This window comes from Candidatus Limnocylindrales bacterium, assembly GCA_035571835.1.
Classification (GTDB): Bacteria; Desulfobacterota; Binatia; order UBA1149; family CAITLU01; genus DATNBU01.
Genome location: DATNBU010000029.1, coordinates 145,716 through 171,298, shown reverse-complemented (window position 1 = coordinate 171,298; position 25,583 = coordinate 145,716). Strand labels below are relative to the sequence as shown.

Below are 25,583 nucleotides of genomic sequence, written 5' to 3'. Positions count from 1 at the left end.
GGGGCAGGAGCGGAGGTGGGCCCATCGCCCGCCTCTTTTTGTTTGTGCTCCGGAGACCTATGGACAGAGACGTCTCCAGGATCCTGGCGATCGCGGAGCCGATCGCTGCCGAGCGGGGTCTCGAGGTTCTCGACGTCGAGGTTGCTGGTTCGCTCGTCCGGGTGCTTCTCGATAGCCCAGACGAGGATCGCAAGGTCAGTGTCGAGGACTGTCAGGCCGTCAGCCACCGCCTCGGTGATGGACTGGAAGCCCACGAAGTCCTGGGCGGCCGTTACATGCTCGAGGTTTCCTCGCCGGGCGTGAACCGGCTGCTCAAGAAGATCGAGCACTTTCGCCGGGTGCTCGGACGCAAGGTCAGGGTTCGGGCACGGCCAGGCGGCGCCGATAGGCGCACGTGGCTCGGCCGGCTGGAAGAAGTCGGCGACGACGGGATTCGCGTCGCCGTGGATGGCGGCGAGGAAGTCCGGGTCGGCTGGAGCGAGATCGAAAAAGCGAACCTCGAGTTCGAGTTCGAACAGAAGCCCGCGCGCGCCGGGCGTCCCGCAAGCAAGGGGCCGTCGGCGAAAACCGGACGCAGCCCCGCAAACAAGAAGCGGCGCTGAGGCAGGAAGAAGAAGATGCAATCAGAGTTTCTCCGGGTCATCGATCAGGTCAGCAAGGAAAAGGGCATCGACCGTGCCCTTGTCATCGAGACGATCGAAGAGGCCATGAAGTCGGCCGCCAAGAAGACCCACGGCGCCGACATCAACGTCGAAGCGAAGTTCGACACGATCACCGGCGAGATCGAGCTGTTCAAGATCCAGACGGTCGTCGGTGAAATCGAAAATCCCGCAACCGAGATCGACCTCGCTGCGGCGCGCGCCCAGTTCGATCCCGAATGCCAGATCGGCGACGAGCTCCTGACCAAGCTCGATCCGCCCGACTCGCGCATCGCGGCGCAGGCGGCCAAGCAGAACATCGTCCAGAAGGTCCGCGAGCACGAGCGCGCGATGATCTACAGCGAATACAAGCAGCACGAAGGCACGATCCAGTCGGGTGTCGTGATGCGTTTCGAGAAGCGCAACCTCATCGTGCAGCTTCGTCCGAACGTGGACGCGATCCTGCCGGAGCGCGAACAGATTCCGCGCGAGCGCTACCGCCAGGGCGACCGCATCCGGGCGCTCGTGCTGCGCGTCGACGAGAACGCACGCGGGCCGCAGATCGTGCTGTCGCGCACCAATCCGGCGCTCGTCAGCAAGCTGTTCGAGCAGGAAGTTCCCGAAGTCTACGAAGGCATCGTCGAGATCAAGGACGTCGTGCGCGAGCCCGGCGGCCGCGCGAAGATCGCGGTGGTCTCCAACGACAGCGACGTCGATCCGGTCGGCGCATGCGTCGGCATGCGCGGCAGCCGCGTTCAGGCCGTCGTGCAGGAGCTTCGCGGCGAACGCATCGACATCGTTCCGTGGACGCCGGACGAAACCGAGTTCGTCTGCCGTGCGCTGTCGCCCGCGAAGGTCTCGCGCATCGTCATCGACGAGGCGGATCACTCGATGGAAGTGATCGTTCCCGACGACCAGCTCTCGCTCGCGATCGGTCGCAAGGGCCAGAACGTGCGCCTGGCCGGCAAGCTCACGCGCTGGAAGCTCGACGTGCACAGCGACAGCGAGTACGAGCGCTGGCAGCGCGAGTCGCGCCTGTCGCTGCGGCGGGTCGAAGGCCTGAGCGACCTGCGCGCCGAGCTGCTGCTCGCCGACGGGTACAAGTCAGCTGGCGAGCTCGCCGGCAGCAAGCCCGAGGAGATCGCCGAGGTTCTCGAGTGCTCGGCCGAAGAGGCGATGCCGCTGATCGAAGCCGCGCGCATCGCCGACCGCCTCGAGCGCCGCGAAAAGATCGTGCACCGGATCACGAGCGCGGTTTCCGAGGCCGCCGAAGCCGTGCTCAGCCGAGCGGCGGCAGCCGCAGCCGAAGCCGCGAGCGCAGAAAGCGAAGCGGGCGCGGCGGATGTCGCTGCGGCGCCTGCCGAGCCGACCGAGGTCGCCGAGGCGTAACCGGAATGAAGGGACGAGCGCTACACGGCCCGACGCGAACCTGCGTCGGCTGCGGATCACGCGACGCGCAGGCGTCGATGATCCGGCTGCGGCTTCGCGATGGTGCGTCCATCGTACCGGCGGCCGAAGTGCCGACCGGACGCAGCGCATACGTCCACGATCGCGAAGGCTGCGTCTCCGGGCTGGTCCGCAGCAAAGGCCTCGGCAAGTCGCTTCGCCTGGCCGTTTCGAAACAGATGCGGCTCGAACTTGTCGAGTCGCTGGCGGCGCGCAGCCGAATGACGCCGCAACATGCACCGGACGCGCTCAAAGATACGAGAACCGTTCTCTGACGAACAACGAACGAAGGCACGGAATAGACGAACGTATGGCAGAGACTCGAATCGGGACAGGAAAGGCCACCGCACGCGCGGCGGCACCGGCAGCCAAAGGCGCTGCAGCAGCAAAGACCGTCGCCGCACCGTCGGTGGTGATTCGCCGCGTTCGCAAGCGCGTCGAGGACGGACCGCCTCCGGCCGCTCCTGCAGCATCGTCGCTGTCGATCGGCGACCGGCGCGTATCGACGATGGTCGACGTGGATCCGGAAACCCTCGCGCTCTTCGACCCGAGCCCGTTCGGTTACGCCGCGGTCACCGGGCCGCTCGGCACGATCTCGTCGGCAGCGTTCACCGACGGCGCGGATCTCGCCGCCGATCTGCCGGAACCCGAAGCTCCGCTTCCGCCGCCGGTCGAGGCGGTTACGGCGACACCGCCGCCCGAAGCCATCGAGAGCGAATCCGCGGCCATCGAAGCACGAAAGGCTGCCGCCAAGCCGGCGACCGCGCGCCCTGCGCAGGAAGTGGTCGAGCCGGCTCCGGCAAGCGAGGACGAGGAGGAATTCTCCGACAAGGTCTCGGCGGACGAGGCCCAGCGGATCACCGACGCGTACAGCGACGTGCTGCTCAAGCGCGAAGAAGTCGTACCTGCTCCTGCCGTCGCCGACGGCACACCGGAAGTCGCGGCAAAGCGCACCGGACCGCGCGTGCTCGGACGCATCGACCTTACGCGCAAGCCGGTGCCGGCCAAGACCGCCGCTGCACCCGCAGCGCCGGGAACAGCCGACAAGCCCGCAAAGGAAGGCGAAGCCGCCGACGCCGACCGTAGCCGCAAGAAAAAGCGCAAGGTCGTCCGCAAGGAAGACCTCTTCGACGCACTCGAGCGCGCGCACCAGGTTCGCCCGCGCAAGAAGAAGGCTTCGCCGGGCCAGAAGCTTCGAAAGACCGAGCTTACGGTTCCCAAGGCGAGCAAGCGCGTGGTGCGCGTCAACGAGAGCACGACGGCCGCCGAGCTCGCCCGCACGATGGGCGTCAAGGTCGGCGAAGTGCTCGGCACGCTGATGCGCCTCGGCGCAATGAAGACCGTCAACGACGTGCTCGACATCGACACCGCGACGCTGGTGGCCGAAGAGTTCGGCTATACGCTCGAGAACACCGCGATGAACGTCGACGAGCTTCTCGACCTCGGCACGACCGGGGAAGAAGAGAACGAGGGCGAGCCGCGGCCTCCCGTGGTCACCGTCATGGGACACGTCGACCACGGCAAGACGTCGCTGCTCGACGCGATCCGCCAGACCAACGTCGTCGCCGGCGAGTCCGGCGGCATTACGCAGCACATCGGCGCGTACATGGTCCAGTCCAAGATCGGACCGATCTGTTTCCTCGATACGCCGGGTCACGCCGCATTCACCGCGATGCGTTCGCGCGGAGCGGGAATTACCGATCTCGTGGTGCTGGTGGTTGCGGCCGACGACGGCGTGATGCCGCAGACGATCGAAGCGGTAAATCATGCGAAGGCTGCCGACGTGCCGATCATCGTGGCCGTCAACAAGATCGACAAGCCCGACGCCAACAGCGACCGCATCAAGCAGCAGCTGACCGAGTACGGCGTCCAGCCCGAAGAGTGGGGCGGCCAGACGCAGTTCCTCGAGGTTTCGGCGCTCAAGCGCACCGGCATCGACGAGCTGCTCGAGGCGATTTCGCTTCAGGCCGAAATCCTCGACCTGCGGGCGCCGATCGATGCGCGCGCGGTCGGCACCGTCGTCGAGTCGCGGCTCGATCGCGGCCGCGGACCGGTTGCGACCGTTCTCGTGCAGAAGGGCGAGCTCAAGCACGGCGACCATTTCGTCTGCGGTGAGATCGTCGGTCGCGTACGCGCGATGAACGACCACGCGGGACATCCGGTCAAGATCGCGGGCCCTTCGACGCCGGTCGAGATCATCGGTCTGGACGGCGTGCCTTCGGCCGGCGATCCATTCGTGGTCGTCGAGGATCCGTCCAAGGCGGCTCAGGTCGCCGAATTCCGCCGCGAGACCACGCGCAAGTCGTCGATGTCGACGACCACGCGCATGTCTCTCGAAGACCTCCAGAAGCGTCTGGCCGGTACGGTGGAAAATCTCGAGCTCAGCATCGTGATCAAGGCCGATGTGGACGGCTCGGTCGAAGCGATCCGCAATGCGCTCGAAAAGCTCTCCAACGACGAAGTGACCCTGCGTGTGATCCACGGCGGCGTCGGAGCCATCAACGAGTCCGACGTGCAGCTCGCAATGGCGTCGAACGCGATCATCGTCGGCTTCCACGTGCGCCCCGAAGGAAAGGCGCGCCAGCTGGCCGAGCGCGAAGGCGTCGATCTGCGTACGCACACGGTCATCTACGAGCTCATCGATGAGGTGAAGTCTGCGCTCGAAGGCCTGCTCGCTCCCGAGCAGAAGGAAGTCTACGAAGGCCGCGCGGAAGTGCGCAACACGTTCACGGTTCCCGGTGGAACGATCGCGGGCTGCTACGTCATCGACGGTACGATCACGCGTGCGCACCAGTGCCGCATCGTGCGCGACGGTCGCGTCGTCTACACGGGCCGGCTCGGAAGCCTGCGCCGGTTCAAGGACGATGCGCGCGAAGTGCAGGCCGGCTACGAGTGCGGCATCGGGCTCGAGCGGTTCAACGACGTCAAGGTCGGCGACCTGATCGAGTGTTACCGCGTCGACGAGATCAAGCGCACGCTCGCGTCACCGAAGCTCGAAACGGCCAGGGCCTGAGCCGCCGCCGCAGGCGGTTTCTCGTAACCCTTCCTGGACGCACGTGGTCGTCGGAATCCTGCGGCTGACGCTGTATCTGCCCGAGAACCATTCGCTCAAGGGCAAGCGCGCCGTGCTGCGGTCGATCAAGGCGCGCGTGCAGGCGAAGTTCAACGTGTCGGTGGCCGAGGTCGACGAGCAGGACACGTGGCAGACGATCGTGCTCGGCGTCGCTCAGATCGGCAACGAGCGCGACCACGTGGACCGCTGCCTGCGGGAGGTCTCCGAGTTCATCGAATCGCTCGGTCTCGCCGAGCCGGGCCGCGAAACGTACGAGTTCAGCAACTACTGACCAATTCATCATGGCCGCAGGAAGAAGAGCAGAGCGCGTCGGTCGCCAGGTCGTTCAGGCACTGGCTGCGGCGGCGAGCTCCGGGGTCGGCGATCCGCGGCTGGCCGGCATCACGTTCACGTCGGCCACCGCGAGCGACGACCTCCGCAACGTGCGAGTGTTCTATTCGGTGTTCGGTGACGACGCGGCGATTGCTGCCGCTCGCGAAGGACTCAAGGCGGCGTCGGGCTACCTGCGCCGCGAAGTCTCGCATCGCCTCGCGCTTCGCTACGCGCCGTCGCTGCACTTCGAATTCGATGAATCGCTGCGCACGGCCGAGCGAATCGACAAGCTGCTGCGCGAAGGCGAAGGGCACGCGGCCGCCGGCGAGCCTTCGGACGATCCGCGCGAATCCGAACTCGACACGGAGGAAGACTCCTGATGTCGAAACGAAGCCGCAACGTCGCAGGTCCGAACGGACTCCTGCTCGTCGACAAGCCGGCCGGCATCAGCTCGGCGGCCGTGGTCGCGCGCGTGCGCCGCGTCTTCGACGGCGTCAAGGCCGGCCACACCGGAACGCTCGATCCGTTTGCGACCGGGCTTCTTCCGCTCGGCCTCGGAGAAGGCACCAAGCTCGCCGCGTACCTGACCGACGCCGACAAGACTTACGAAGGCGTGATCCGGCTCGGCCTTCGCACCGACACGTTCGATCGCACGGGAATGGTCATCGGCACCGATCCCGTCCCGCCGATCGACGATGCATTGCTGTCCGGCCTCGCGCAGCAGCTGCGCGAAGCGAAGCTGCAGACGCCGCCCGCGTTCTCTGCGATCAAGCTCGGCGGACGGCCGATGTACGAGCTCGCGCGCCGCGGTGAAGCTCCGGTGCTCGAGCCGAGGCCGGTGCGCGTCGATCGCTGCGAGCTGCGCCGCGAAAGCGCGAACCGGGTATCGGTCGTCATCGACTGTTCGAAGGGCTTCTACGTTCGCAGCCTTGCGCGCGACCTCGGCGAGATGCTCGGCTGCGGCGCCATCCTGGAATCGCTGCGCCGCACACGCGTCGCGCACTTGCGTATCGAAGAGGCGGTGCCGCTTGCCGAGCTCGAGCAGGCCGGCGGCAGCGTGCGGGGCGCCGGGGCCGTCATATCGATGTCCGACGCGCTGCCGCACATGCGAGCGGTCGAGGTCGGCCGGGCAGGGGCCGAGGAGCTTCGTCTCGGGCGCCAGGGCCCGCTCCTGCGGATCGCACCGGGGCAGGACGGGGAAAAACTGCGGATTCTTGCGGGAAGCGAGCTGGTCGCGGTCGCGGCCAGTCAGGGACCGCTGTGGATTCTCGAGCGGGTTTTCGCCCGTGCGCCGGAGGGTGGCGCGCCTTGCCCTCACGAGACGTCCATGTTACCTCCCGCTGTCTCGCAAACGGAAGAAGAGGAAAAGGAACGAAGCGAATCGTCGTGACAGCAAGTCCCGAAGAAAACCAAGCGAAGAAAGAGATCGTGTCTGCCTACCAAAGGCATGACAGTGACTCTGGCTCGCCCGAAGTGCAGATCGCTCTTTTGAGCAAGCGCATCGCGCACCTCACTGAGCATTTCAAGATCCACACCAAGGATCATCACTCGCGCCGTGGGTTGCTCAAGATGGTGAGCCAGCGCCGCCGGCTTCTTGATTACATCAAGAGAACGGATCACGCGGTCTACGCGTCGCTGCTCGAACGTCTGGGTATCCGCAAATAGGCCGAATCGCCCCGTCCATACACCTCTTCTCCAACCACAATCTGGAAGGTTAGGAGAAGATTACCCATGAGGCATGAAGTAGCCCTCGAAGTCGGAGGCCGCAGGCTTTCGCTCGAAACCGGCCGAATCGCCAAGCAAGCCGACGGCGCCGTCGTCGTCACTTACAACGACACGGTCGTTCTCGTCACCGCGGTCTCCGCGCATTCGATGCGCGAAGGCCAGGATTTTTTCCCGCTCACGGTCGAGTACCAGGAAAAGGCGTTCGCGGCCGGCAAGATCCCGGGCGGATTTTTCAAGCGTGAAGGTCGCCAGGGCGCGGACGAGATCCTGATCTGCCGCTGCATCGATCGGCCGATCCGTCCGCTGTTCCCCGAAGGATACATGTATGAGACGCAGCTGATCGCGACGGTGCTGTCGGCCGACCGCGCCGGTGCGCCGGACGCCATCAGCCTGATCGGCGCATCGGCGGCGTTTCACATCTCGGACGTCCCGTTCGACGGACCGGTCGGCGCCGTGCGCGTCGGGCGCGTCGGCGGCAAGCTGATCGTCAATCCGTCGCTCGACGATCTCGAGACGAGCGACATCAACATCCTGATCGCCGCCAAGAGCGACAGCATCGTCATGGTCGAAGGCGGCGGCGTGCAGATTCCGGAAGACGAGCTGCTCGAAGCGCTCTACTTCGGAGCCGACGCGATCATCCCGATCTGCAAGATGCAGGACGAGCTGCGCAGCCTGGCCGGAAAGACCAAGCGCGAGTTCGTCGCACCGACGATCTCGGACGACGTGCTGCGGCGCGTCCGCGAGCTCGCCGAAGCGCCGCTGCGCAAGGCGTACTCGTTTACCGACAAGCTCGAGCGCTACGCGAACCTGAACGTCGCCAAGGCGGAGTTCAAGGCTGCGGTGCCAGACGACCTCGCGGCCTTCGGCAGCGAAGTCTCGCGCGCCTACTCACGGGTCAAGGAAGACATCGTCCGCGGCGACATCGTGGCCAAGGGCAAGCGCGTCGACGGCCGTACGCTCGACGTGGTCCGGCCGATCGCGGTCGAGACCGGCATTCTGCCGCGCACGCACGGCAGCGCGCTGTTCACGCGCGGCGAGACGCAGGCGATCGTCGTCGCGACGCTCGGCACCTCCGCCGATGCGCAGCGCATCGATGCGCTGCTCGGCGACGTCAAGAAGCGCTTCATGCTGCACTACAACTTCCCGCCGTACAGCGTCGGCGAGGTGAAGATGCTGCGCTCGGCCGGCCGCCGCGAAATCGGCCACGGCGCGCTCGCCGAACGGGCGATTCTGCCGGTGCTGCCGGCGCTCGAAGACTTCCCGTACACGATGCGCGTCGTCTCGGAGATCACCGAGTCGAACGGTTCATCGTCGATGGCGACCGTCTGCGGCGCGTCGCTGTCGCTGATGGACGCCGGAGTTCCGATCAAGGCTGCGGTCGCGGGCGTCGCGATGGGCCTGATCGCCGAAGACGGCAAGTTCAGCGTGCTGACCGACATCCTCGGCGACGAGGATCACCTCGGCGACATGGACTTCAAGGTTGCCGGGACCAAGACCGGCGTGACCGCCGTCCAGATGGACATCAAGATCGCCGGCATTCCGCGCGAGGTCATGCGCGACGCGCTCTACAAGGCGCGCACCGCCCGCCTGCACGTGCTGTCGGAGATGGAGAAGGGCCTGGCCGCGCCGCGCGGCGAGATGTCGCAGCACGCGCCGCGCATCGAGACCGTCCGCATTCACCCCGACAAGATCCGCGACCTCATCGGACCGGGTGGAAAGGTCATCCGCGGGATCGTCGAGCAGACCGGCTGCAAGATCGACGTGTCCGACGACGGCACCGTGCTGGTGGCTTCGTCCGACGGCGTCGCGATGCGCCAGGCGCTCGACATCATCCAGGGCATCTGCGCGAGCCCCGAGGTTGGCCGCATCTACAACGGAACCGTGCGCCGCATTGCGGACTTCGGAGCGTTCGTCGAGATCCTCCCGGGCACCGACGGCCTCCTGCACATCTCGCAGATCGACGACAAGCGCGTCGAGAGCGTGCGCGAGTTCCTGAAGGAAGGCGACAAGATCCCGGTCAAGGTTCTCGAGGTCGATCGCCAGGGCAAGATCCGCCTGAGCCTCAAGGAAGCCCGCCGCGAACAGGGCGGCGCTGCCGAAAGAGAGAGCGCTTGAGCGAACGTGAGATGGGCCGAGAGCGCTTGAGCGAACGTCGAAAGGGACAGCGCTTGAGCGAGCGAACAATGGGAGAGAGCGCTTGAACCCACTGCTGCGCTCGACACGTCTCGAGAACGGCGTGCGCGTCGTTACCGAGACGGTGCGAGACGTTCCATCGGTTTCGATCGGGGTCTGGGCCGACACGAGCGCGAGCTTCGAGGACGAACGGATCGTCGGCGTCGCGCACTTCGTCGAGCACCTGCTCTTCAAGGGCACGCCGCGCCGCTCGGCGCGGCAGATCGCCGAGGAGATCGAGCGTCGGGGCGGCTCCATCGATGCCTTCACCGACAAGGAATGTACGTGCTACCACGCACGCGTCCTTGCCGGCGAGGCGATGACCGCGCTCGACGTGCTGTCCGACCTCGTGCTGCACGCCGAGCCGCGCAACGAAGACCTCGAGCTCGAGCGCGAAGTCATCATCCAGGAGATCCTCGACGTCGAGGACGATCCGGAAGAGTACTCGCACGATCATCTTCTCGAATGCTACTGGCCGGGACACCGGCTCGGATGGCCGGTTGCCGGCTCGATCGCGAGCGTCGAGCGGATCAATCGCGACGACATCCTCGGGTTCCTTCGTGATTTCCGGAAGCCGAACCGGCTGATCATCTCGGCCGCCGGCCCGGTGGACCACGACGAGCTGGTAGCGCGATGCCGGCAGATCTACGGGGCGCTCGAGCCCGCCGCAGAGCTCGAGCGCAGCCAGGATCGGCCCGACATCCGTCCGGGCCTTTATCTGGTTCGCCGCGAGATCGAGCAGGCGCACCTTACGATCGGGATGCCCGGTCTTTCGATGCTCGACCCGCGCCGCGAAGCCGGCGAAGTGCTGATTGCCGCGCTCGGCGGCGGCATGAGCTCGCGCCTGTTCCAGCGCGTTCGCGAGGAGCGCGGCAAAGCGTACACCGTCTACGCGTTCCAGGCCCCGTACCGCGACATCGGCTACACCGGCGTTTATGCCGCGTGCGGCCGCGACGCCGTGGCCGAGGTCAACGAGCTCATTTTCGAGGAGATGCGCTCGATGGTGCGCGAGGGGCTCGGAGCCGGCGAGCTCGAGCGCGTCAAGACGCAGCTCATCGGAAGCATTCCGCTTTCGCTCGAAACCACCGACAGCCGCATGTCGCGCATCGGCCGCAACATTCTGTACTACGATCGTCCGATCGAGCTCGAAGAGATCACCTCGGCGATCGAAGCCGTGACCAACGACGACATGATCTCGCTCGCGCGCGAGATGTTCGACTTCGAGCGCGCCGCCGCCGTGCTGCTCGGCGACCTCGAAGCCGACGCGATGGCGCTTCCGGCTTCCTGAGCTCGTGGTGCCCGGCGCCGGCGAACCACTTCGAGTGCAAGTGCGGCGCGTCGGCAACATTGCCGTCGAGCTTCCGCGCCGCATGACCGACGGCGCCGTCGGCATGGATCTGCCGGCTGCGATCGGGTCGGCCATCGTCATCGCTCCGGGCGCGCGCCTTGCCGTACCTTGCGGATTCGCGATCGCGATTCCGCGTGGTTACGAAGGCCAGGTGCGCCCGCGCAGCGGGCTTGCGCTGCGCCAGGGCCTCAGCATTCCGAACGCTCCGGGGACCATCGATCCCGACTACCGCGGCGAGGTTTCGGTCATCCTGATCAACCTTTCGACCGATCCTGTTCGCATCGAGCCGGGACAGCGCATCGCGCAGCTCGTCATCTGTCCGGTTGCCGATTGCGAGATCGAGGAAGTGGAGATGCTCGACGATACCGCACGCGGACACGGTGGGTTCGGTCATACATCCTGAGCGAAACTTTAACCGGCTGCGGGTCGCGGAACGCACGATCCGGCCGGTTTTGGGCACACATTCGCCGCCGCCGCTTTCCCGAATCCCCAATTCTGATAAATCGCGGGTTTCCGCCCCGCTGATCGACCGGTCTGAGCTCTCCTTTTTTCTGTCCACAGGCCCGCTGGCCTGTCGGGTGGGCGCGGAAATGACAGGCAGGCCTGAATGATACCGAGATACACGCGTGCCGAGATGGGAGCGCTCTGGAGCGACCAGCGCCGCTACGAGCTCATGCTCGAGATCGAGGTTGCCGTGTGCGCGGCGCTCGCACGCCGTGGGGCCATTCCATCCGAGGCCGTCGCCGAGATCCGCGCCAAAGCAAAGGTGAATGCCGACCGCATCGCCGAGATCGAAGCGGTCGTTCATCACGACGTCATCGCATTCGTGACCGCCGTTGCCGAGACGGTCGGCGATGCGGGGCGCTTCCTGCATTTCGGCATGACGTCGTCGGACGTCGTCGATACCGCGTTCGCGCTCCAGCTCGTCGAAGCCTCGAAAATTCTTCTGAAAACGCTGGAGGGCCTCAAGGCTGCCGTCCGCAAGCAGGTCGACGCTCATCGCGAGACAGTGATGGTCGGGCGCAGCCACGGGATCCATGCCCAGCCGATTACTTTCGGCCTCAAGCTCGCCGGCTGGTTCGCCGAGCTCACGAGGTCGCAGGCACGGCTCGAGCAGGCCGCACGCGAGATTGCGTTCGGGAAGCTCTCGGGCGCGGTCGGCAGCTACGGCGTCAACGGCCCCGACATCGAGGCGGAGGTGCTGTCCGAACTCGGCCTCGCGCCGGAACCGGTCGCAACCCAGGTCGTGCCGCGCGACCGCCACGCCGCGTTCTTCGCGACGCTCGCGGTCGTCGCCGGCGGCATCGAACGGTTTGCAACCGAGATCCGTCACCTCCAGCGCACCGAGCTGCTCGAAGCGCTCGAGCCGTTCGGCAAGGGACAGAAAGGCTCGTCGGCGATGCCGCACAAGCGCAATCCGATCCTGTCCGAGAACCTTTGCGGCCTGGCGCGCGTGGTGCGTGCGAATGCGATGGTGGCGCTCGAGAACATCGCGCTGTGGCACGAGCGCGACATCAGCCACTCGTCAGCCGAGCGCGTGATCGCGCCCGACTCGACGATCGCGCTCGACTTCATGCTGGCGCGCATGACCGGGATCGTAAGCGGCCTCGAAGTGCGGCCCGCGAACATGAAGCGGAATCTCGACCTGACCGGCGGGCGCCTTGCATCCGAACGGCTGTTGCTGTCGCTGGTCGACAAGGGGCTCGCGCGCGAGGTTGCGTACGGCTGGGTGCAGCGTTGCGCACTGGCCGAAGGTGACTTCCGGGCGATGGTTGCGGAAGATCCCGACATCTCCGCGCACCTCAGCCGCGGCGAGATCGAAGATTCGTTCGACGTGCGTCATGCGCTCGCCCACGTGGCGGGCATTATCGACAGAGGACTGCAGGAGGATCCGTCATGAGTGCACCCGAAAAGACCGAGATGATTGCCGAAGGCAAGGCCAAGAAGATCTACGCGACGACCGACCCGACCAAGCTGATCTTCTACTTCAAGGACGACGCGACCGCGTTCAACGCGCAGAAGAAAGGCACGATCGAGTCGAAGGGCATGCTGAACCAGCGCATCTCCGCGCGACTGTTCACGCTGCTCAAAGGCCTCGGCATCGACAACCACTACGTCGCGACTCTTTCCGACCGCGAGATGCTCGTCGAGCGGCTGCAGATCATTCCGGTCGAGACGATCCTGCGAAACATCATCACCGGAAGCTGCAAGAAGCGGCTCGACCGTCCGGAAGGCGAGGAGCTCAAGAAGCCGATCATCGAGTTCTGCTACAAGTCCGATGAGCTCGGCGACCCGCTGATCAACGACGACCACGCGATCGCGTTCGGCTGGGCAACCGAAGCCGAGCTCGCCGAGATCCGGCGGCAGACGCTGGCCGTCAATGCGCTGCTCCGGCCGTTCTTCGCCGAGCGCGGAATCCTGCTCGTCGACTTCAAGCTCGAGTTCGGCCGCACGGCTGACGGACGCGTGCTGCTCGGCGACGAGATCTGTCCGGACACGTGCCGTTTCTGGGACGCGGCCACGCGCAAGAAGCTCGACAAGGATCGCTTCCGCCAGGATCTCGGCGAAGTGTCCGAAGCCTATCTGGAAATCGACCGGCGGACCGCCGTATGACGTTTGTCGCCCGCGCCTTCGTGATGCCGAAGAAGGCGATCCTCGATCCGCAGGGGAAAGCCGTCGCATCGTCACTGCATTCGCTCGGTTACGCCGAGGTTGCCGATGCGCGGCTCGGAAAACTGATCGAGCTTCGCCTCGACGGCAAAAGCAAGGCGGCAGTTTCGGCGCGCGTCGATGAGATGTGCCGGCGGCTTCTCGCCAACGACATCATCGAGGACTACCGGTTCGAAGTGGAGAAGGCTGCATCGTGAAGTGGGGCGTCGTCGCTTTTCCAGGCTCCTGTGACGAGCGCGACGCCGCTTATGCCGTCGGCTCGGTCATCGGCGACGACGTTGCGATGCTGTGGCATGGCGACGCCGACACCAAAGGCGTCGACGCGATCATCCTTCCCGGAGGATTCTCGTACGGAGATTATCTGCGCTGCGGCGCGATGGCGCGATTCTCGCCGGTCATGCGCGCCGTAGCCGAGCATGCGAAGAGCGGCGGTCCGGTGTTCGGCATCTGCAACGGCTTTCAGATCCTCTGCGAGGCCGGACTCCTGCCGGGTGCGCTCGTGCGCAACCGGTCGCTGCGCTTCATCTGCCAGAACGTCGGCGTCCGCGTCGAGTCGACGGACACGGCATTTACCGCGGCGTGTGAGAAGGGCGAGGTCCTGTCGATCCCGGTCAAGCACGGCGAAGGCTGTTTCGTGGCCAGTGAAGGCGAGCTCGAGCGCCTCGAACGCGAAGGCCGCATCGTGTTCCGCTACGCCGATGGCGCGCCCAACGGTTCGCTCTGCGACATCGCCGGCGTTTCCAACGAAGCCGGTAATGTCGTCGGCCTGATGCCGCATCCGGAGCATGCCGTCGATCCACTTCTCGGCTCGGACGATGCCGTCGTGCTGTTCCGATCGGTGCACGCATGGCTGACCAAGACGAAACTGCGGAGGCAAGCGTGACGGCAGCGCCGGCGATGCGCCAGGTGGACGAGTCGCTGGCCATCGAGCATGGCCTTTCGCCCGACGAGTACCGCGACATTCTCGGCCATCTCGGCCGCGTGCCGACGTTCGAGGAGCTCGGCGTGTTCTCGGTCATGTGGTCCGAGCACTGCAGCTACAAGAGCTCGCGCATGCATCTCCGCCGGCTTCCGCAGTCGGGAAAAGCCGTGCTGCAGGGACCCGGCGAGAACGCGGGTGCGGTAGACATCGGCGGCGGCATGGCCGCGGTGTTCAAGATCGAGAGCCACAATCATCCGTCATACATCGAGCCGTACCAGGGCGCGGCAACCGGCGTCGGCGGCATCCTGCGCGACGTGTTCACGATGGGCGCGCGGCCGGTCGCGAACATGAACTCGCTTCGCTTCGGCTCTCCCGATCACGAGAAGACGCCGTTTCTTTTGCGCGGAGTCGTTGCCGGCATCGGCGGCTATGGAAACTCGGTCGGCGTCGCCACCGTCGGCGGCGAGGTGAGCTTCGATGCCGGCTACAACGGCAACATCCTCGTCAATGCGTTCACGCTCGGCATCGTGCGCGCGGACCGGATCTTCCGTGCGGTGGCGAGCGGCACCGGAAATCCCGTGCTCTATGTGGGCTCCAAGACCGGACGCGACGGGATCCACGGCGCGAGCCTGCTCGCATCGAGCGAGTTCAAGGAAGAGTCCGAACAGATGCGGCCGACCGTGCAGGTCGGCGATCCGTTCACCGAAAGCCTTTTGATCGAAGCGTGCCTCGAAGTGCTCGAAGGCGACGACGTCGTCGCGATTCAGGACATGGGTGCGGCCGGCCTGACGAGCTCGTCAGTGGAAATGGCCTCGCGCGGCGAGGTCGGGATCCGTCTCGACCTCGACCGCATTCCGCTTCGCGAGGCCGACCTGACGCCGTACGAGATGCTGCTCTCCGAGTCGCAGGAGCGCATGCTGCTCGTCGTCCACAAAGGCGCGGAAGAACGCGTCACGAAGATCTTCACGAAGTGGGGACTCGATTGCGTCGTCGCCGGTACGATCACCGAGACCGGACGCTTCGAAGCGGCGTTTCACGGAAAGATGCTGGTCTCGATTCCGGCGGCGGCCCTGACCGACGCTGCGCCGAAGTACGATCGTCCGATGGCGGCGCCGTCGGCGAAGCTGCCGGCGCTGAAGCTCGAAGAGATTCCCGAGCCTTCCGATCTCGGTGCCGAGCTTGCCGAGATGCTGGCATCGCCGAATCTGTCGAGCCGGCGCTGGGTCTACGAGCAGTACGATTCGTACGTCGGCGCGAACACGATCGTCCATCCGGGCGGCGACGCCGGCGTGGTGCGCGTTCGCGAAACCGGCGGCGCGCTGGCGCTCACGTGCGACTGCAACTCGCGCTATGTGTCGCTCGATCCGTACGTCGGCACGCAGCACGCCGTCGCCGAAGCGGCGCGCAACCTGTACGTGACCGGTGCGCGTCCGCTTGCGCTCAGCGACTGCCTCAACTTCGGGAGTCCCGAAAAACCCCACGTCATGTGGCAGTTCTCGCGCGCGATCGACGGGATGGCCGACGCGTGCCACGCGTACGAGATCCCGGTGATCTCGGGCAACGTCAGCTTCTACAACGACACGCAGGGGGCCTCGATTCCTCCGACGCCGACCGTCGCGATGGTCGGCCTCATTGCCGATGCCAGGCGCACCGCGTCGATCGCGTTTCCCGACGGCGAAGCGGAGATCCTGCTGCTCGGCTCCGGCGAACCGGTGCTCGAAGGCTCGGAATACTTGGCGTTTCGCCATGGAAAGACCGGCGACCGGCCGCCTGCGGTCGATCTTGCCGCCGAGCGACGGCTCGGCGAGCTGTGTGCCGGCCTGATCGCCGCCGGCGTGGTCACGAGCGCCCACGACGTCGCTGACGGCGGTCTCGCAATCGCAATTTCCGAAATGTGCCTCGCATCCGGGGTCGGAAGCCTTATATCTTTGGAGTTTTCCGGACGCGCCGACGTCGCCCTGTTTGGTGAGAGCGGAACCCGCATTCTCGTTGCAGTCCCTGCCGGGAGGGTGACCGAAGTCGAGAGCCGGGCACGCGCGAACCGCGTCAGCACCGTTCGCCTCGGTACGACGGGCGGCGACACGATCCGGATCCGGGATCTCAAGGCCGACAGGATGCTGGTGGAAGCACGACTCGAGACACTTCGCTCACGCTGGGAAGAAACCCTTCCCGCAATCTCGCACGCCGATGCGCCGGAGCCGGCGCGAGCGTCGGCGGGAGGCTGACATGTCCGGTGGCCGCTACACAGAACCGTCGTTGCGAGCCGCCGAGCAGGACGACTCCGAGGCGCGCGCATATGCCGAGTCGGGCGGTGAGCCGCGTGACGACCGCTTCCGCGAAGAATGCGCGGTCGTCGGCATCTACGGGCACGAGGAGGCGGCCAACCTTGCCTATCTCGGCCTCTACGCGATGCAGCACCGGGGACAGGAAGGCTCCGGCATCGTCTCGAGCAACGGTAAAGCGCTGATCAGCCACCGCGGGCTCGGCCTGGTGGCCGACGTCTTTCACGAAAACGTCATCCGCCGCCTCGTCGGCAGCTCGGCCATCGGACACAACCGCTATTCGACCGCTGGCGAGACGCTGCTTCGCAACACGCAGCCACTCGTCGCCGAGTTCTCGCTCGGAAGCCTCGCGGTGTGCCACAACGGCAACTTCGTCAACGCGCTGGAAACCCGCCGTCGTCTCGAAGAAAACGGCTCGATCTTCCAGTCGACGTCCGACACCGAGGTGCTCGTGCACCTTGTCGCCGGCTCCAAGCGCGGCGCGCTCGTCGATCGCGTGATCGACGCGCTCGGGCAGGTCGAAGGCGCGTACTGCGTACTGTTCCTGACCGAGGACGAGCTGATCGCCGCGCGCGATCCGCACGGCTTCCGGCCGCTCGTGCTCGGAAAATTTCCGAACGGCGCATGGGTCGTCGCGTCCGAGACCTGTGCGCTGGACCTCGTCGAGGCCGAGTACGTTCGCGAGATCGAGCCCGGCGAAGTCGTCCATCTTCGCGGCGACGAGATGAAGTCGATCAAGCCGTTCCACCACGTCTCGACCAATGCATGCATCTTCGAGTACGTGTATTTCGCGCGGCCCGATTCGCGGATTTTCGGTCGCAACGTCTATGCGATCCGCAAGGAGATGGGCCGCCAGCTCGCGCGCGAATCGATGGTGGAGGCCGACATCGTGATCCCGGTGCCGGACTCGGGCGTGCCGGCCGCGCTCGGATTCGCCGACCAGTCGGGTCTTCCGTTCGAGATGGGGCTCATCCGCAACCACTACGTCGGGCGCACGTTCATCGAGCCGAAAGATTCGATCCGCAACTTCGGCGTCAAGGTGAAGCTCAACGCGCAGCGCGACGTGCTCGAGGGCAAGCGCGTGATCGTGATCGACGATTCGATCGTGCGCGGGACCACGAGCCGCAAGATCGTGCGCATGATCCGCGGCGCCGGCGCCAAGGAAGTCCACATGCGCATCAGCGCGCCGCCGACGATCAGCCCATGCTATTTCGGAGTGGACACACCAACGCACGGTGAGCTGATCGCGAACAACCTCGATATCGAGGCGATCCGCCAGTACATCCAGGCGGACAGCCTTGCCTACCTTTCGCACGAGGGGTTGTATTCGTTTCTCGATCCCGAGGAGCGCAGCTCGAAGGGCTTCTGCGATGCGTGCTTCACGAGAAGCTATCCGGTCCAGGTGAACCACGACCAGGAAGCGCGCCAGATGCGGCTGTTCCACGCGATGGAAATGTCGCCGGTCGCGGGGCGATAAGCGTTTCACGTTGACGCTCGACTTCGGCCGTCGTCACTCTGACTCTCGTAGATGGGCCGACCGCCGATAAGGGCCCATCTGCTTCGTTGTCGCCGCTTCGCTCGCTCAACGTACGGGAAGTACGCCTCGCTCGCTCTCGCGGGCTCCGCCTCGCATCTGGACCCTTCTCGACGGCCGGCTTCGTAGATGCGAAGCTCTCATCGCGGAAAGCACGCCGGATGTCCCACGTTGTCCGGTCTGGTTTTTTGGCTTCGGCGTATCGCGTCTGTCGTCTCGCGCTTCAGACTACCGTGTGCCGCAACCAATGCGCGTCGTCGCGCTCGGGGCAGTCCAGGTTGAAATGGAGGCCGCGGCTTTCTCTTCTCGTGCGCGCGGCTCGGATGATGAGCTCTGCAACCAGCGCGATGTTGCGCAGCTCGAGCAGGTCGCGGGTCACTTTGAAGTCGCGGTAGTACTGCTGGATTTCGTCGCGGAGCATCGTGATGCGGGCGGCGGCGCGGGCGAGGCGGCGGTCGCTGCGGACGATGCCGACGTAGTTCCACATCAGGCGGCGGATTTCGTCCCAGTTGTGCGTGATGACGACCGACTCTTCGATGTCGACGGCGGCGCCGGCGGTCCACGGCGGTAGCGCGGGCGGCGGCGACAGGTCTTCGCCGAGGCGCCGTGCGGCGTGCACGGCGGCGCGGTGTCCGAATACGACGCCTTCGAGCAGCGAGTTCGACGCGAGTCGGTTGGCGCCGTGCAGGCCGGTCATGGCAACTTCGCCGGCTGCATAGAGGCGATCGATGGAGGTTTCGCCGTCGATGCCGGTCAGCACGCCGCCGCACATGTAGTGCGCGGCAGGGACGACCGGGATCGGCGTCGTCGTGATGTCGATGCCGTAGCTGAGGCAGCGCTCGTAGATCGCCGGGAAGCGCTTCTTCAGGAAATCGGCTCCGAGCGCGGTGACGTCGAGAAGCACGTTGTCGAACCCGCGCCGCTTCATCTCGCTGTCGATCGCGCGTGCGACGATGTCGCGCGGCGCAAGCTCGGCACGCGGATCGTAGCTCGACATGAAGGCATTGCCGTCCGGCGTTCGCAGCACGGCCCCTTCGCCGCGCATCGCTTCGGTGACCAGGAACGATTTGGCGAGCGGATGGTAAAGGCACGTCGGATGGAACTGGATGAATTCCATGTCGGCCACGCGGCAGCCGGCGCGCCAGGCCATCGCGATTCCATCACCCGACGCGACGTCGGGGTTCGACGTGTACAGGTAGACTTTCCCGGTTCCTCCCGTCGCAAGCAGTGTGGCCCGCGCGGTGAACGTCTCCACTTCGCCGCTGTCGGTGTCGAGAACGTATGCGCCCCAGCAGTGCGGTCGGCCGCCGGTGTAGCCGAACTTTTCGTCGATCAGCAGGTCGATCGCGAAGCGGTTTTCGAGCACCTCGATGTTCGGATTGGCGAGCACGGCGGCCGACATGCCGCGCACGATCTCGCGGCCGGTGTGGTCGGCGGCGTGTAGAATGCGCCGGTGCGAGTGGCCGCCCTCGAGGCCAAGATCGTAGTCCGTACCGAAGCGGCCGTTGTCCTGCTTGAGCGAGAACTGGACGCCGAGCGCAATCAGCTCGCGGATGCGGGCCGGGCCTTCGGTGACGACGAGGTCGACGACGCGCCGGTTGCACAGACCGGCGCCGGCTTCGACGGTGTCGGCCGCATGCGACTCCGGCGTGTCGCCGGCATCCCAGACGGCGGCCACGCCGCCCTGGGCCCAGTTCGTGTTGGAATCCTCCAGCGAACGCTTCGCCAGAAGCGCGACCTTTCCGTGCCGGGCGGCTTCGAGCGCGAAGGTCATACCGGCGATGCCGCCGCCGATGACGAGGAAGTCGTAGTTTCGCATGGGAGTTCGCGGAGTGTACCGGCGGGGGAGGCGTGCTCAACAAGACGGCCCACTGCACCGCAGTAGCCGTTGGCCTGCACGCCGGAAGCGTGAAGCGGTAACCGCCGCGAGCAGCCGCCAGCGTAAAGCGGTAGCCGCCGCTGTGAGCAGCCGCCAGCGTGAAGCGCCAGCCGCGGCTAGCGGTAGCAGGGTTATGGCGAACCGGATAACGTTGCCCGGTCGCCAATCCCGGGAGGACTTGCGGCCAGGAAACGCAATGGGGATCAACTCTGGGCCGCGACAACCGCAATCGTGGGCTCGAAGCCTGCCGAATCTGCTGACGTTTCTGCGAATCCTCGCCATCCCCGTGGTCGCCTGGCTGCTGACCCATCCCGGCCGGCGCGAAGCCTGGACGGCGATGTTCGTTTACCTCGGCGCGTCGCTGACCGACTTCCTCGACGGCTGGATCGCCCGTCGCTACGGGTTCGTGACCGCGGTCGGAAAACTTCTCGACCCTCTGGCCGACAAGCTGCTCGTGATCTCGACGCTGCTGATGCTGGCGGTCATGCCCCGGCAACCCGGCATTCCGGGATGGATCCTGGTGCTGATCGTCGGCCGTGAGTTCGCCGTGACGGGTTTGAGAAGCATCGCCGCGACCGAAGGCATCGTTCTTGGCGCCGACGTGACCGGCAAGGCCAAAATGCTGCTCCAGACCATCGGCGTGCACTTCCTCATCGTCCACTACGTCTACTTCGGCGTCAGCTTCCACGAGATCGGCATGATCCTGCTGATGCTTGCGGCGGTCGTAGGCGTCTGGTCAGCGGTCGAGTACCACTTCGAGGTGTTCTACCGGCTGCGGGGGACCGAATAGGGTCCACCGGCGGCGCGCCCGCCAACGGCTACGGATGCCGGAATGGACATCCGGGAGCCGGAAAACACTATGTCTGGAAGGAGAAGTTGGAGCGGGTGACCGGGATCGAACCGGCGACCTTCTGCATGGCAAGCAGACGCTCTAGCCAGCTGAGCTACACCCGCCCGTGAGGACGACCCGCTTGTAACCGAACCGGGTCGGGATGCAAGTCACGCGCGCTCGCGGCCCGCGCGTGAATGCATCGGCTCTGTCTCTGCGCCGTGTTTACGGACAGCAGATCAGCGAGCAGTCCGTCGACGAATTGATCGCGTAACCGCACGCCGAGTTCTTGTCGGCATCGCTGCAGGTCGGACCGGCCGCCGTGCAAAGCGAGGTTGCGATTCCTGCGTCGGGTCCCGTGTCGGAATCCACGCAGGTCTTGCACGCGGCGTTGTCGCGATACGCGACGCACGGATCGTAAGCTCCGTTTTCGAGACACGTCGGAGGAATGGTCGTCGTCGTCGAGCTCGATGTTGTCGTCGTCGTCGATGTCGTCGTGGTGCCGACTCCGCGCAGATACGTCCAGGTCTGGTCGGTCAGCATGTCCACGTCATCGGAACGGTTCGATGCATCACCCGTGGTATTGCAGATGTTGCGATCTTCGATCTTGTCGAACTGCTCCATCAGGGTGTTGATGGCTGTGCTCAGGCAGTCGGAATCGACGCCGGGTGCGGAAGACGCCGCGCTGTCGGCGTAGCACATCATCATCTGCTTGCACTCGCGGCCGAGCGCTCCCATTTTTTTCGACGCGCACTGGCCGGTTCCGATCGGACTGGCGATGTTGCCGACACCGGTTTCCAGCGAGTTTGCGATGGTGTTTCCCGCGGGTTCGGTGAGGCAGTTGTCGCCGGCTTCGATCGAGTTGTAACGATTGATCAGCGCAGTCTTGCGACCCGGAACGCAGTCGGGATCGATCGACGTCGAGTGCTTCATCGCCTTGACGTGACACTTGGCCATTCCACGGCAGATCGTGCCGGCAAAGCGGGACTGGGCTTCCAGGCAGTTCTGCGCGGTCTGCGCGCTGCCGGTACCTGCAAAAGCGAACACCGTCAGGCTTGCCGCAAGCAGCCCCCACGCGAGCGACGAGCGATGACGAACCTTCATTTCTGTGGCCTCCATGAGCGAGGGAGTCTGCTATCCGGCCCCTCCTAAAGTCAACTCCAAGAATGCTTGGTTGCCGCCCATACCGATGCGCTCGCTGCGGCGAAATGCTTTCGCAGATGCATGAAATCCGCACTGTGCGAGCGACAGATCGTGCGCAGCCGCAGCGATGATGCGGCGCGTGCATCGTCGCGCTCTGCGTGGCGTGTCGACAGAGCCGCGAACAGAAGCCGATGTGGAAGCGCTGCTCATCTCGCCCCGGTGCCGCAACAATCGTGAGGCGGGGCGGTTCGTTCGCGCCTCGTGAGAATCAGGCCGCATCGCTGGCGACCGAGTCTGAACCGCGGTTCAGAAGCCTGTCCGGTAACCGCTTCGGTGTTCAGACGAGACCGCTGACTGCGCCAGCCTGATCGCGCCTCGACGCGGCCCGCTGCAGGCGCGAATGACCTGAAAGAAACGATAAAAACCGCGTCGGCGCCGGTTGCATCAGGCCCCCCAGTTGTCAAAATGCCCAACAGGTTGCGCGCCAACGGGGGCACGCAGGAGCGGTCTCGTAAAAAGTCCGGTGAATTCGGTGTCATGCGGCCCGCTGCGGGGCGGCTTCGCTATCTGATGTTTCACTTGACAAGGCGGACGGTAGAACACTAGTTGCACACGCGAAAGCATCAGTCGGGGGGGTCGAGCAAGACCCGTGGCTTGCGCGAAGGGGGCGTCATGTCTCAGGTCGTATCGATCTTCCGGAAGGTCTCGGGCCGCTCAGGCCTTGGCCGGGTATTTTCTGTCCTGGGCATTCTCACGATGTCGATTGGCACGGTATCCCCGGCGGTCGCTGCACTTCCCGAGCCTACGGCCTGCTTCAACGACCTTCAGGGCGCCAACGACGAACCGGGCCAGAAAGACATCACGCGTTTCTGCGCGGAGGAGGGCACGGGCACGCCCTTCGAGATCCACACGATCGTCGACTGGGACGACATTGCGCTCAGTGGAAACAATACGCAGGACATCTGCACGCTGTTCGACTCGGACGACGACGGTCTCGCCGATCTCGCCGTCTGTACGACGCTGGTCGCCGGACCGAACCCCGACGGCATCGTCACACTCGGGGAGCTTCGCCTGTTCCGCTGCGGTGACGACAAGCCCGATCGCTGCACCAACTCGACGTTCCTTCCCGGCCCCTACACGACCACCTGCGAAGTCAGCGAAGAGAAGACCGATCCGTTCAGCCCGGCCGCCCTGAACGGCCCGGGCGACGAGTATCCGAACGACACGCAGATCACGTGCGCGCTCGACCTGAACGAATTCGGCCTTCCCGGAACGCAGGCCGTCCTGATCGACGCATGCTCGTTCCCGTCGACGGAACCGAACTCGGATCCCTCCGACTGCGTTGCCGCAGCACAGTGTGTCACCGACGACGATTGCAACGACGGCAACGTCTGCACGACCGATTCGTGCAACAACCAGGGAAACTGCCTGCACAAGCCGAAGAAGGGCAAGACGTCGTGCAGCGACGGGTTCTTCTGCGACGGCGACGACGAGTGCAACAACAACGGTCTGTGCCAGCCGAATACCGACGGTCGCGACTGCACCGACGACGTTGGCTGCACCGTGGACTCCTGCGACGAGCTGCACGACACCTGCCTGCACGAGCCCAGGAACACGCTCTGCACCGACAACACGTTCTGCAACGGCGTCGAAATCTGCAGCGCGGTCGACGATTGTCAGCCCGGCACTCCGCCCAACTGCAACGACAACGTGAGCTGCACGGCAGACTCCTGCAACGAAGACACCGACTCGTGCAACCACGTGACCAACGATGCCAGCTGCAACAACGGGCAATTCTGCGACGGCACCGAGACGTGCAGCGCGATTCTCGGCTGCCAGCCTGGAACCGCCCCGAACTGCAACGACGACATCACCTGCACGCAGGACTCGTGCAACGAAGCCAACGACCAGTGCGTCCACGCTCCGAGCAACGCCGCGTGCAGCGATGGCCAGTTCTGCACCGGCGACGAGACCTGCAGCCCGGTGGACGGCTGTCACTCCGGAACCACCAGGACCTGCAACGACGGCATCGACTGCACGGCCGACTCCTGCAACGAGGCCCTCGACCGCTGCGACAACCTGCCGCAGAACAACGGGTGCGACGACGGCCAGTTCTGTACGGGTATCGAAGTCTGCGATCCGACCCAGGGCTGCAAGCCCGGCGACGACCCGTGTCCCGAGCGATGCAACGAACAGACTGACCAGTGCGTCCAGTGCCTGACCAACGCCGACTGCAACGACAGCGCGTTCTGCAACGGCGTCGAAACCTGCAACGTCTCCGGCACGTGCGTGCCGGGCACCCCTCCGGACTGCACCGACACCGTCAACTGCACCACCGACCAGTGCGACGAAGGCAGCGACCAGTGCACGCACACGCCGAACAACGGGATCTGCAGCGACGGCCAGTTCTGTAACGGCGCCGAAGTCTGCGATCTGGTGAACGGCTGCTCGCCGGGAACCGCTCCGGCCTGCGCCGATGACGTCACCTGCACGACGGACGATTGCGACGAGACCAACGACCAGTGCACGCATACCCCGAACGACGCCGCGTGCAGCAACAACCAGTTCTGCGACGGCGCTGAAACGTGCGACCTCGTACTCGGCTGCCAGAGCGCCACGGCACCGGACTGCACCGACGACTTCGCGTGCACGACCGACTCGTGCAACGAAACGCTCGACCGCTGCGATCACATCACCGACGACTCGGCCTGCAGCGACGGCCAGTTCTGCAACGGTGACGAGGTCTGCAACGCGCAGACCGGATGCGGGCCCGGGTCGCCCGTCGTCTGCCACGATGCGTTCAACTGCTCGACCGACAACTGCAACGAGGACACGGACAGCTGCGCGTTCGATTTCAGCACGTGCGTCTGCGGCGACAGCGAGGTGACCGGCACCGAAAAGTGCGATCCGCCTGCTACCGCCGGCACGTTCGAAGACTGCAACAACATGGTCGACGACGACGGCGACGGGAAGGTCGACTGCCGCGACAAGAGTTGCAAGCCTGGCGCGCGCGCGCCGATCTGCGACGAGACCTGCGACTTCGACCAGGTCTGCACCAAGTTCATCCGCGACCCGGCCACGATCACGTTCAACCGCGACGGCGGCCCCGACATGATCTACATCCACGGGCGCATCGCGATCAGCGGCAATCCCGAACCGCTGGTCGACGGAATGCAGTTCGAGCTGTCGAACGAGTCGACGCAGATCTACCGGGCCGAGCTCGGTTGGGGCGAGCTGAACGGCAAGCTCGGCGGCAGGAAGTACCAGTTCCAGGACAACTATGCGTCGATCTTCGGCCAGGCCAGTCCGGCCGGAGGTCTCGCGCGCGTCCGTCTGAAGATCCGCCTGCACGGCGGCCGGCCATATCTCGTCTTTACGATTCGCGCGTACGGCGACATGAGCGCCGCCGATCAGTGGCTGATGACGACGCAGTTCTCCGTAGGCAGCGAAGTCGGCTACCTCACCGAAGAGTGGGAGGCGACGTCGACCGGCTGGAAACTGCATCAGGTGGATTTCTAGCGGTTACGGCCGAAGGCGCCTGGAGCGCAATTCCGGATGCCGCGCAGTGTCGGACGTGCCGAAGGCAGCCCGGATGGGGCAGGCGGGCGCA

Annotated in this window: 21 protein-coding genes and 1 tRNA gene; 19 read left to right on the top strand and 3 right to left on the bottom strand. The window is 65.4% G+C overall.

All coding sequences use genetic code 11. From position 1 onward, the window contains the following. Positions 1–59: 59 nt before the first annotated feature. The 17 genes from rimP to purF all read left to right on the top strand — a co-directional run bounded on the left by rimP (position 60) and on the right by purF (position 18,065). A complete protein-coding gene (gene rimP, locus VN634_13170) occupies positions 60–602 on the top strand; it encodes a ribosome maturation factor RimP (protein ID HXC51832.1) in 543 nt (180 codons plus the stop codon). A 15-nt stretch (positions 603–617) separates the two neighbouring features. Beyond that, a complete protein-coding gene (gene nusA, locus VN634_13165; protein ID HXC51831.1) occupies positions 618–2,027 on the top strand; it encodes a transcription termination factor NusA in 1,410 nt (469 codons plus the stop codon). A 5-nt stretch (positions 2,028–2,032) separates the two neighbouring features. Further along, positions 2,033–2,359, top strand: coding sequence for a YlxR family protein (locus VN634_13160; GenBank protein HXC51830.1), 327 nt, complete (start codon positions 2,033–2,035; stop codon positions 2,357–2,359). A gap of 35 nt (positions 2,360–2,394) precedes the next feature. Next, positions 2,395–5,097 carry a translation initiation factor IF-2 gene (gene infB / locus VN634_13155; GenBank protein HXC51829.1) on the top strand — a complete coding sequence of 901 codons (2,703 nt, stop codon included), beginning with the start codon at positions 2,395–2,397 and terminating at the stop codon, positions 5,095–5,097. A 43-nt stretch (positions 5,098–5,140) separates the two neighbouring features. Beyond that, entirely contained in the window at positions 5,141–5,428 is a 288-nt protein-coding gene (locus tag VN634_13150) for a DUF503 domain-containing protein (GenBank protein HXC51828.1), read from the top strand. Positions 5,429–5,438: 10 nt separating this feature from the next. Next, on the top strand, positions 5,439–5,849 hold the full coding sequence (rbfA, locus tag VN634_13145; protein ID HXC51827.1) for a 30S ribosome-binding factor RbfA: 411 nt from the start codon (positions 5,439–5,441) through the stop codon (positions 5,847–5,849). Further along, positions 5,849–6,859 carry a tRNA pseudouridine(55) synthase TruB gene (gene truB, locus VN634_13140; protein ID HXC51826.1) on the top strand — a complete coding sequence of 337 codons (1,011 nt, stop codon included), beginning with the start codon at positions 5,849–5,851 and terminating at the stop codon, positions 6,857–6,859. The genes rbfA and truB overlap by 1 nt, the downstream gene beginning before the upstream one ends. Continuing rightward, the gene (gene rpsO / locus VN634_13135) at positions 6,856–7,134 is read left to right on the top strand and encodes a 30S ribosomal protein S15 (protein ID HXC51825.1); all 279 of its coding nucleotides are present in this window, start codon (positions 6,856–6,858) and stop codon (positions 7,132–7,134) included. The genes truB and rpsO overlap by 4 nt, the downstream gene beginning before the upstream one ends. A 66-nt stretch (positions 7,135–7,200) precedes the next feature. Next, complete coding sequence (gene pnp, locus VN634_13130; protein HXC51824.1) at positions 7,201–9,309, top strand: polyribonucleotide nucleotidyltransferase; 2,109 nt, start codon at positions 7,201–7,203, stop codon at positions 9,307–9,309. A gap of 82 nt (positions 9,310–9,391) precedes the next feature. Next, complete coding sequence (locus tag VN634_13125) at positions 9,392–10,654, top strand: pitrilysin family protein (GenBank protein HXC51823.1); 1,263 nt, start codon at positions 9,392–9,394, stop codon at positions 10,652–10,654. A gap of 34 nt (positions 10,655–10,688) precedes the next feature. After that, positions 10,689–11,117, top strand: a complete 429-nt coding sequence (gene dut, locus VN634_13120; protein ID HXC51822.1) for a dUTP diphosphatase — start codon at positions 10,689–10,691, stop codon at positions 11,115–11,117. A 204-nt stretch (positions 11,118–11,321) separates the two neighbouring features. Continuing rightward, complete coding sequence (gene purB / locus VN634_13115) at positions 11,322–12,614, top strand: adenylosuccinate lyase (GenBank protein HXC51821.1); 1,293 nt, start codon at positions 11,322–11,324, stop codon at positions 12,612–12,614. Continuing rightward, entirely contained in the window at positions 12,611–13,327 is a 717-nt protein-coding gene (purC, locus tag VN634_13110) for a phosphoribosylaminoimidazolesuccinocarboxamide synthase (GenBank protein ID HXC51820.1), read from the top strand. Before purB ends, purC begins: the two co-directional genes overlap by 4 nt. Next, positions 13,324–13,581 carry a phosphoribosylformylglycinamidine synthase subunit PurS gene (gene purS / locus VN634_13105; protein HXC51819.1) on the top strand — a complete coding sequence of 86 codons (258 nt, stop codon included), beginning with the start codon at positions 13,324–13,326 and terminating at the stop codon, positions 13,579–13,581. Before purC ends, purS begins: the two co-directional genes overlap by 4 nt. Beyond that, on the top strand, positions 13,578–14,267 hold the full coding sequence (purQ, locus tag VN634_13100; GenBank protein ID HXC51818.1) for a phosphoribosylformylglycinamidine synthase subunit PurQ: 690 nt from the start codon (positions 13,578–13,580) through the stop codon (positions 14,265–14,267). Before purS ends, purQ begins: the two co-directional genes overlap by 4 nt. Then, positions 14,231–16,531: a phosphoribosylformylglycinamidine synthase subunit PurL gene (purL, locus tag VN634_13095; protein ID HXC51817.1), complete on the top strand. Its 2,301-nt coding sequence runs from the start codon at positions 14,231–14,233 to the stop codon at positions 16,529–16,531. The genes purQ and purL overlap by 37 nt, the downstream gene beginning before the upstream one ends. Before the next feature lies 1 nt (position 16,532). Beyond that, on the top strand, positions 16,533–18,065 hold the full coding sequence (gene purF, locus VN634_13090) for an amidophosphoribosyltransferase (protein ID HXC51816.1): 1,533 nt from the start codon (positions 16,533–16,535) through the stop codon (positions 18,063–18,065). Positions 18,066–18,345: 280 nt separating this feature from the next. Here the strand turns inward: purF and nadB are convergent, their stop codons facing one another. Continuing rightward, positions 18,346–19,941 carry an L-aspartate oxidase gene (gene nadB, locus VN634_13085; protein ID HXC51815.1) on the bottom strand — a complete coding sequence of 532 codons (1,596 nt, stop codon included), beginning with the start codon at positions 19,939–19,941 and terminating at the stop codon, positions 18,346–18,348. Positions 19,942–20,197: 256 nt separating this feature from the next. Between nadB and pgsA the strand changes: the two genes are divergently transcribed. Then, complete coding sequence (gene pgsA / locus VN634_13080) at positions 20,198–20,791, top strand: CDP-diacylglycerol--glycerol-3-phosphate 3-phosphatidyltransferase (protein HXC51814.1); 594 nt, start codon at positions 20,198–20,200, stop codon at positions 20,789–20,791. An 87-nt stretch (positions 20,792–20,878) separates the two neighbouring features. Here the strand turns inward: pgsA and VN634_13075 are convergent. Continuing rightward, positions 20,879–20,955, bottom strand: a tRNA-Gly gene (locus VN634_13075). Positions 20,956–21,055: 100 nt separating this feature from the next. After that, complete coding sequence (locus tag VN634_13070) at positions 21,056–21,934, bottom strand: hypothetical protein (GenBank protein ID HXC51813.1); 879 nt, start codon at positions 21,932–21,934, stop codon at positions 21,056–21,058. Positions 21,935–22,729: 795 nt separating this feature from the next. Between VN634_13070 and VN634_13065 the strand changes: the two genes are divergently transcribed. Beyond that, the gene (locus VN634_13065) at positions 22,730–25,492 is read left to right on the top strand and encodes a hypothetical protein (GenBank protein HXC51812.1); all 2,763 of its coding nucleotides are present in this window, start codon (positions 22,730–22,732) and stop codon (positions 25,490–25,492) included. Positions 25,493–25,583 lie beyond the last annotated feature (91 nt).

Coding starts and splice junctions, on each gene's coding strand:
- rimP (HXC51832.1), top strand. CDS start 60: ATGGACAGAGACGTCTCCAGGATCCTGGCGATCGCGGAGCCGATCGCT.
- nusA (HXC51831.1), top strand. CDS start 618: ATGCAATCAGAGTTTCTCCGGGTCATCGATCAGGTCAGCAAGGAAAAG.
- VN634_13160 (HXC51830.1), top strand. CDS start 2,033: ATGAAGGGACGAGCGCTACACGGCCCGACGCGAACCTGCGTCGGCTGC.
- infB (HXC51829.1), top strand. CDS start 2,395: ATGGCAGAGACTCGAATCGGGACAGGAAAGGCCACCGCACGCGCGGCG.
- rbfA (HXC51827.1), top strand. CDS start 5,439: ATGGCCGCAGGAAGAAGAGCAGAGCGCGTCGGTCGCCAGGTCGTTCAG.
- truB (HXC51826.1), top strand. CDS start 5,849: ATGTCGAAACGAAGCCGCAACGTCGCAGGTCCGAACGGACTCCTGCTC.
- pnp (HXC51824.1), top strand. CDS start 7,201: ATGAGGCATGAAGTAGCCCTCGAAGTCGGAGGCCGCAGGCTTTCGCTC.
- purB (HXC51821.1), top strand. CDS start 11,322: ATGATACCGAGATACACGCGTGCCGAGATGGGAGCGCTCTGGAGCGAC.
- purC (HXC51820.1), top strand. CDS start 12,611: ATGAGTGCACCCGAAAAGACCGAGATGATTGCCGAAGGCAAGGCCAAG.
- purS (HXC51819.1), top strand. CDS start 13,324: ATGACGTTTGTCGCCCGCGCCTTCGTGATGCCGAAGAAGGCGATCCTC.
- purL (HXC51817.1), top strand. CDS start 14,231: ATGGCTGACCAAGACGAAACTGCGGAGGCAAGCGTGACGGCAGCGCCG.
- purF (HXC51816.1), top strand. CDS start 16,533: ATGTCCGGTGGCCGCTACACAGAACCGTCGTTGCGAGCCGCCGAGCAG.
- nadB (HXC51815.1), bottom strand. CDS start 19,941: ATGCGAAACTACGACTTCCTCGTCATCGGCGGCGGCATCGCCGGTATG.
- pgsA (HXC51814.1), top strand. CDS start 20,198: ATGGGGATCAACTCTGGGCCGCGACAACCGCAATCGTGGGCTCGAAGC.
- VN634_13070 (HXC51813.1), bottom strand. CDS start 21,934: ATGAAGGTTCGTCATCGCTCGTCGCTCGCGTGGGGGCTGCTTGCGGCA.
- VN634_13065 (HXC51812.1), top strand. CDS start 22,730: ATGTCGATTGGCACGGTATCCCCGGCGGTCGCTGCACTTCCCGAGCCT.